Annotated in this window: 4 protein-coding genes; 1 reads left to right on the top strand and 3 read right to left on the bottom strand. The window is 71.8% G+C overall.

All coding sequences use genetic code 11. From position 1 onward, the window contains the following. Window positions 1–168: 168 nt before the first annotated feature. A complete protein-coding gene (locus AB0K00_RS35620; RefSeq protein WP_363529820.1) occupies window positions 169–1,707 on the top strand; it encodes an alpha-N-arabinofuranosidase in 1,539 nt (512 codons plus the stop codon). Between the two features lie 73 nt (window positions 1,708–1,780). Here AB0K00_RS35620 and AB0K00_RS35615 read toward each other — a convergent pair whose 3' ends face one another. From AB0K00_RS35615 to AB0K00_RS35605, 3 genes are all read right to left on the bottom strand, one after another. After that, entirely contained in the window at window positions 1,781–3,208 is a 1,428-nt protein-coding gene (locus AB0K00_RS35615; RefSeq protein ID WP_363529818.1) for an endo-1,4-beta-xylanase, read from the bottom strand. A 386-nt stretch (window positions 3,209–3,594) separates the two neighbouring features. Further along, window positions 3,595–4,701, bottom strand: coding sequence for a LacI family DNA-binding transcriptional regulator (locus AB0K00_RS35610; protein WP_363529815.1), 1,107 nt, complete (start codon window positions 4,699–4,701; stop codon window positions 3,595–3,597). Between the two features lie 133 nt (window positions 4,702–4,834). Further along, window positions 4,835–7,906 (bottom strand): BTAD domain-containing putative transcriptional regulator, encoded by a 3,072-nt coding sequence (locus AB0K00_RS35605; protein ID WP_363529812.1) that lies wholly within the window; start codon window positions 7,904–7,906, stop codon window positions 4,835–4,837. Window positions 7,907–7,917 lie beyond the last annotated feature (11 nt).

Below are 7,917 nucleotides of genomic sequence, written 5' to 3'. Positions count from 1 at the left end.
CCCAACCCCCCACCCCCCCGCCCGTCCGCCTGCTTTACCCCTGCCCCGCCGGGGCGGGGGGGGGGCCCGGGGGGCTACCCCCCCCCCGGCCGCCCCGCCCTGTAGCCTGCGGGGCGGTTCGCTGCGCCGTGACCAGGAAAACGACCGTCGAAGGCCTCAGGAGGATGCATGCTGTTCGCCGGTGTCACCGTCGACCCTACGTTCGTCGTCGGGCCGGTCCGCCGGCAGACGTTCGGCTCATTCGTCGAGCATCTGGGCCGGTGCGTCTACACCGGGCTGCACGATCCCGGGCACCCGACCGCCGACGCGGACGGTTTCCGGGCTGACGTCGTCGACCTGGTCCGTGAGCTCGGCGTCAGCACGGTGCGGTATCCGGGCGGGAACTTCGTGTCCGGGTACCGGTGGGAGGACGGTGTCGGACCACGGGCGGCCCGGCCCGCCCGGCTGGACCTGGCGTGGCACTCGACCGAACCGAACACCGTCGGCGTCGACGAGTTCGTCCGCTGGGCGCGCCGGACCGGCGTCACGCCGATGATGGCGGTGAACCTCGGTACCCGCGGCATCCAGGAGGCACTGGACCTCCTGGAGTACTGCAACGTGCGCAGCGGCACCGCATTGTCGGACCTGCGGCGGGCCAACGGCGCCGAGGAACCCCACGGCATCCGGATGTGGTGTCTTGGCAACGAGATGGACGGCCCCTGGCAGATCGGCCACAAGACGGCGCTGGAATACGGGCGGCTCGCCGCCGAGACCGCGCGCGCCATGCGGCAGATCCAGCCCGACCTGGAGCTGGTGGCGTGTGGGTCGTCCGGCTCCGGCATGCCCACGTTCGGTGAGTGGGAGCGCGTGGTGCTCGGCGAGACCTACGACGTGGTCGACCTGATCTCGGCGCACGCCTACTACTGCGAGGAGGACGGCGACCTGGCGTCGTTCCTCGCCTCGGCCGTCGACATGGATCACTTCATCGAGTCGGTCGTGGCAACCGCCGACGCGGTGCGCGCCGCCCGCAAGACCGCCAAGCGCATCAACCTGTCGTTCGACGAGTGGAACGTCTGGTACGTCAATCGGGCCGAGTCACGGCCGCCGACCGGCGACGACTGGCCGGTGGCCCCGGTGCTGCTGGAGGACCGTTACAACGTCGCCGACGCCGTGGTCGTCGGCAACCTGCTGATCTCGCTGCTGCGGCACACCGACCGGGTCCACGCGGCGTCGCTCGCCCAGCTCGTCAACGTCATCGCACCGATCATGACCGAGCCCGGCGGCCGGTCCTGGCGGCAGACGACCTTCCATCCCTTCGCGCTGACCGCCCGGCACGCCGCCGGTGAGGTGCTGCGGGTCGCGATCGACGCGCCGGCCCACGACACGGCGCGGTTCGGTGACGTGCCGGCCGTCGACGCCGTCGCCACGTACGACCCGGAATCGGGCGGGCTGGTGCTGTTCGCTGTGAACCGGTCGACGAGCGAGCCGGTCGGGTTGACGGTCCGGCTGCGTGGCTTCCCCGACCTGCGGACCGTGGAAGCGCTGACGCTGTCCAATCCCGACCACACGTGGTCGGCGACGGCGGACGACGCGACGACGGTCCTGCCGCGTGCGAACACCTCGGTGACGGTGGCCGACGACGGGGTCCGGGTCGACCTGCCACCGGTGTCCTGGACCATGCTCCGGCTGCAGCCGGCATCAGGGAACTCGAGCCACGACGGCGGCTGATGCCGGTTGCCCGCGCACAGGCGAAGCGGTGTGGCGGCAGGTGATGCCGCCACACCGCGGTCGGTGCGTCGGGTCAGCTCAGGCTGAACCGCTGGTTCGCCTGTCCGCTGCAGTCGTAGATCTGGACCTGCTGGCCGTTGCCGGTGCCCCAGACGTCCAGGCAGCGTCCGGACTGCACGCCGGTGATGGTGCCGTTGGAGTTGACGTTCCACTGCTGGTTGGTCTGACCGTTGCAGCTGTAGATCTGCACGGCCGAGCCGTTACCGGACCCGGCGGCGTCCAGGCACATGTTGCCGTACACGGTCAGCTGCCGGCTCGACGTGGCGGTCCACTGCTGGTTGCTCTGGCCGTTGCAGTCGTAGAGCTGGACCCGGGTGCCGTTGTTGTGCGACGCGTTCGGCACGTCGATGCACCGGCCCGACTGCGCGCCGAGGATCCGCTTCGCTCCGCCGGAGGGGGTGGAGGGCGAGGCCGACGTCGTGCCGCCACTCGTGGTCGGCGAACTGGTCGGGCCGACGGTGTTGAGGACGTTGAGCACGGAGTTGTAGGCGGCCTTCTTGTTGCCGCCGCCGTCGAACAGCAGCGGGCTCTCGCCGGAGCGCCACGAGTCGCTGTCCCGCACGCCCCACACCGTGATGCCCACGCAGCGGGGCACGTTGATGCACGCCTGGGTCAGCCCGGCGTACTGCGACGTCGAGGCGTTGGTGACGTCGACCTCCGTCAGCGCCACGTCCACACCCAGCGCCGCGAAGCTGGACAGCGTGGTCTGGAAGTTGCCCGGCAGCGAGCTACCGCCGGTGAAGTGGGTCTGCAGGCCAACGCAGTCGATCGGCACGCCGCGGGACTTGAAGTCCCGGACCATGTTGTACATGCCCTGCGTCTTGCCGTAGGACCAGTTCTCGACGTTGTAGTCGTTGTAGCACAGCTTCGCGGCCGGGTCGGCGTTGCGGGCGGTGCGGAACGCCACCTCGATCCAGTCGTTGCCGGTGCCCTGCAGGTTGGACTGCCGGCGGCTGCCGTCCTCGTTGAGCGCCTCGTTCACCACGTCCCAGTAGGCGAGCTTGCCCTTGTAGTGGCCCATGACGCCGTTGATGTGATCGATCATCGCCTGGCGCAGGTTGCTGCCGCTGAGGCTCTGCATCCAGCCCGGCTGCTGTGAATGCCAGGCCAGGGTGTGCCCGCGGACCTTCATCCCGCGCTGGGTCGCCCAGTTGTAGATCTGGTCACCCGAGCTGAAGCTGAACTGCCCCCGCTGCGGTTCGGTCGCGTCGGGCTTCATCTCGTTCTCGGCGGTGATCATGTTGAACTCGCGGCCGGCGACGGTGGTGTACGTCGAGTCACCGAGCCTGCTGGCGGCGATGGCGGTGCCGAAGTACCGGCCCGACTGCGCCGCCGCGGCGCCCAGGGTGCTCGCGGCGGCGTTCGCGTCCGGGATCATCATCACCGCACCCGCCGCTGCGACGGCGGCGACGACGGCGCTGATCGAAAGGTTGACTCGCAATGACCGTCTCCGCGGGGTGTTGGCGGAGTGGCGATGGGGGATGGCTGCCACGATGGCCTCCTTGTCAGTTCTGCGTCTTGGCCGCCGACTACCGCACGCACGGCGGGCCGCCGCGCGCTGAAGAAGGGGGTGTCGGTGATATCGCACGGCCTGGGCCGAGAACGGTGGGCGTCAATTGCAGGCAATGCTCACACGGCAATATCGACAGGGCAACAGTTTCCGAAACATTTCGGAGGGCGTCGTCGATGCGCGACCCATCGGGCGACTCCAGGAACTGTCGCCGCGTAACACTTTCTTGAGAATCTGTGTGGTTCCGTCAATTCCTGCCGTGCAGGGTGTGCCGGCGCGGTTTGTCCGGCCGAAGGTGTGCGCTCGGGCAGACCGCGTCAGTGACGCGGGGTGGCGGTGCTGTGCCGGATGATCAGGGACGGCGCGACCATCGGGTCGGCCGGCGGCCGCTCCGGACCCTCGGGCCGGTCCATTTCGATGATCCGTAGCAGCGCGGCCATGCAGCGCCGGCCGACTTCGTCGAAGTCCTGACGGATCGTCGTCAGCGGGGGAGAGAGATACTCCGCCTCCGGGATGTCGTCGAAGCCGACGATGCTCACATCGGCCGGGACCCGTATTCCACGCTCGTGAAAGGCGCTCATCATGCCGAGGGCCATCTGGTCGTTGGCGGCGAACACGGCCGTCACGTCGTCGCGGGCCGCCAGCCGCAGCCCTGCCGCATAGCCTGACCGCGCGCTCCAGTCGCCGGTCATCAGCTCCGGCACGGGCAGCCCGGCGTCCACGAGCGCCGCTTGCCAGCCCTCGATCCGGCCGCGGGTCTCCAGCCAGTCGCGCGGCCCCGACAGCTGCCACACGGTGCGGTGCCCGAGCCCCAGCAGGTGCTCCACCGCCATCCGCGCGCCGGCGACCTGGTTGACCGAGATCGTCGGGATGGCCCCGTCGGTGTCGGCCTCCACCGCCACCGCGGGCATCCCCGCGGGCATGCTGTGCAACGCCTCCGCGGCTGCTGTCTGCGGCGCGATGACGACGACCCCAGCGACGGACTGCTCCGCGAGCGCGCCGGTCGCCGACACCACCGCGTGGCGATCGATCCGCTCGACCGTGGCGATGCTGACGCCGTAACCGGCGGCGCGGGCCGCATGCTCGACGCCGAGCAACGTCGCCGCGGGCCCATACAGCAGCGTGTCGAAGCTGACCACACCGACGATCCGCGACCGGCGCCCCGCCAGCCCCCGTGCCATCGCGTTCGGCCGGTAGTCGAGCTGGCGGACCGCGTCCAGCACACGTTGCCGGGTGGTCTGACTGACACTCGGGTGGTCGTTGAGCACCCGCGACACCGTCTGATGCGAGACCCCGGCAAGGCGCGCGACGTCGTAAACCACCGCCGCTCGACGCTGCACCATCAATTTGCACCACCCTTTCGTGAATGCCGATGCTAGCCGTTTCGCGACACAGTGACGGCACACTGTTCGGCCGTTCTTCACCGCCCCACGATGTCGCCGGCATCTGCCGGAAAATGTGTTATGCCGAACGACTATTGAAAGTCGCCGCCCCGCATTGACCGGTTAATAGCGCGAAGAATTCGGGCGCACCCGCACTGCCGGCTCGGGTGTGGCCTCAGCGTCGGACGTCGTCGAGCAGGAAGCGCGCCCGGGCGCCGTCGATCCGGTCGACGTCCGTGACGAGGTGCCGGACCGCGGGCATCAGGCGATCCGCGGCGTCGAGCAGGGCCCGGGCGTCGCCGATGCTGCCGTGCTCGGCGTGGCACCGGGCCAGCGCCTCCAGGGCGAGCACTTCGATCTCGACGTCGCCGGTACGCCGCGCGGTGGCGAGCAGGTCGGTGAGGCGCTGGAGGGCGTGCGGCGCATCGTCGTCGAGGTCGAGCACGGCCAGGAGGTATTCGGCCAGCGCGGCGGCGTCTCCACCGCCGGCCGCGAGGTACCAGCGTTGCGCCGGTTCGATGGCGGCCCGGGCCGGCTGCCGTTGGCCGAGGCCGCGCAGGACGCGACCGAGGCGGACGCCGGCCAGGGCGGCGGTGCGCAGGTCGCCGGTGGCCTGGCCGGCTTCGATGGCCCGTTCCAGGGTGGCGACGGCCGCCTGGTCGTCACCGTGCTGTTGCTGGGCGCGGCCCAGGTTGGTCAGGTGATGTGCCTCGGCGGCGGCGAACCCGAGCTGGTGCGTCGCGTCGGCGGCGCGTCGCAGGTGGGCGGTGGCGTCGGTGAAGCGGTGCTCGGCCTGGGCGAGCTCACCCAGCATGGCCTCGGTGTGGTTCAGGGCCCACTGGTCGCCGAGGGGGATGAGCTGGCGCAGCGCCTCGGTGCAGGCCGCCTTGCCCCGGACCGTGTCCCCGAGCGCGATCGCGGCCCAGGCGGACAGCAGCCAGCTGACGCCTTCCTCCCAACGACGGCCGAGCCGGCGGAAGTCGGCCCGGCAGCCGGCGAGGAGGACCAGCGCCTCCTGGGCCCGGCCCTGCTGGCTGTGGACGAACGACAGGTACAGCCGGCCCAGGCTGCGCATCTCGTCGTCGTCGATCGCCATTGCCTGCTCGATGTCGGCGGTGGCGCGCTCGAGGTTGCCGCCGGACGCCTCCAGGAACCCGGCGAGCAGCAGCGCGGTCGACCGGTCGCGTGCCCCTGCCACCGCATCCGCCGCGATGAGCGCGGCGCGGACGCGTTGCGCGGCGACCGGACCGGCACCGAGGACGACCCAGGACCAGCCGAAGCCGTTGGCGATGCGCAGCCCGAGCGCGGGGTCGTGGTCGCCGGCCCAGGTGAGGGCGGCGTCGATGTTGGCGCGTTCGGCCGCGGCCACCGCCAGGTGCTCGGCCTGGTCCGGTCCGCGCGCACCGTCGGCGGCCCGCCCGGCCGCGACCGCGAACCACGCGGCGTGAGCACCGAGCGCGATGTCGGCCATGCCCGCCTCGCGCAACCGGTCCAGGCTGAACTCCCTGACGCTGTCGAGCAGGCGGTACCGTACCCCACCGCCGGCGACATCCACGCTGACCAGCGAGCGGTCGACGAGCCGGTCGACGACGTCGACCGCCGAGGCGCTGGGCACGCCAAGGGCGGCGAGCACGTCCTCGGCGGCGGTGAGCGGCGCGCCGCCCGAGAAGCATGCCAGCGCCCACAGCCCCCGCTGGTCGTCGGGGAACAGCAGGTCGTAGCTCCAGGCGATGGCCGCCCGGAGGGTGCGTTGGCGGGCCGGGCGCAGGCTGGTCGGGTTGTTCAGCAACGTGAACCGGTCGCCGAGCCGCCGGGCGATCTCCTGCACGGACAGCGCCTTGGTGCGGGCGGCGGCGAGCTCGATGGCCAGCGGGAGGCCGTCGAGCGAGCGGCACACGTCCTCGATGAGCCGTCCGGTGTCGTCGTCGGGGCGCAGCGACCGGCGTTGCCGTGCCGCCCGGTCGGTGAACAACGCCACCGAGTCCGCGATCGTCAGCGGTGCCAGCGGGTACAGGACCTCGCCGTCGACACCGAGGGGCACCTGGCTCGTCGCGAGGACCCGCAACCCGGGCGCCGCGCTCAGCATGCGGCCGACGACGTCGGCCACGTCTGCGACGAGGTGCTCGCAGTTGTCGAGGACCAGCAGCAGGTCGACGCCGCGGAGCCGGTCCAGGACCATCGGCTCGCTGGCCGCGCTCATGGTGAACGCCTCACCGACGCTCGGCCACAGCGGCTCGCCGGCTCGGGTCGCTTCCAGCCGGACCAGCCACGCGCCGCCGGCCGGCGCGCCGGTGGTGGCCACCTCGATCGCCAGGCGGGTCTTGCCGACCCCGGCCGGCCCGACCACGGTCACCAACCGCTCGTCGCCGACCAGGCCGGTGACGGCGGCGAGGTCCGCGCCGCGGCCGACCAGCGACGCCGACACACCAGGCAGATTCCCCCGCGCCGGGCCGGTGGATACCGGCGGGCCGGTCGACGTTGCCGGGGCGATCCGCGTCTGGGTATTCAGCTCCTGGTCGTGTTGCAGGACGCGTTGCTCCAGCGCCCGCAGCTCGGGGCCGGGGTCGAGTCCCAGTTCGTCGGCCAGCCGCTGGCGGACCCGGCGGTAGGCGGCGAGTGCGTCCGCCTGCCGGTCGGCCCGGTACAGGGCGGTGATCAGCAGCTGCCACAGCCCCTCCCGCAGCGGATGGACCGCGACCAGCCCCTCCAGCTCGGCGACCAGCTCGCCGGCGGCGCCCAGGTCGATCCGGGCGGCGAGCCAGTCCTCGGTGAGCCGCAGCCGCGCCTCCTCCAGCCGGGCCCGATGCGGGGCCAGCCACGCGCCGCTGCCGGCGTCGGGCAGGACCTCGCCGCGGAACATCGCCAGCGCCGCCGCGCAGGCCCGCGCCGTGGCCTCGGGGTCGCCGGCCTTGCGTGACGAGGTGGCCGAGTCAGCGAGCCGGAGCACCTCCAGCGCGTCGACGCAGCCCGGGTCGACGGCGAGGGTGTAGCCGGAGCCGCCGGCGGTGACCAGCCCGGGATCGCCGAGGGCCCGCCGCAGCTGCGACACCTTCGACTGCAACGTGTTGCGCACGACGGCGCGGGCCTGCTCCGACCACAGGTCCTCGATCAACCGTTCGGTCCGGACCTGGACGCCGGCGTCGAGCGCGAGCCGCACCAGCACCTCGGTCGTCTTGCCGGCGGGCACGGCCAGGCGGGCGCCGTCGCGACGCAGCTCGACCGGACCCAGCACCACCACGGTCAACACGCCTAGAGCAT

The organism is Dactylosporangium sp. NPDC049525 (assembly GCF_040676755.1).
Classification (GTDB): domain Bacteria; phylum Actinomycetota; class Actinomycetes; order Mycobacteriales; family Micromonosporaceae; genus Dactylosporangium.
This window is presented reverse-complemented; position numbering and strand designations above follow the sequence as displayed.

Excerpts from the sequence above, each read along its gene's own strand:
- AB0K00_RS35620 (WP_363529820.1), top strand. The coding sequence starts at position 169 with ATGCTGTTCGCCGGTGTCACCGTCGACCCTACGTTCGTCGTCGGGCCG.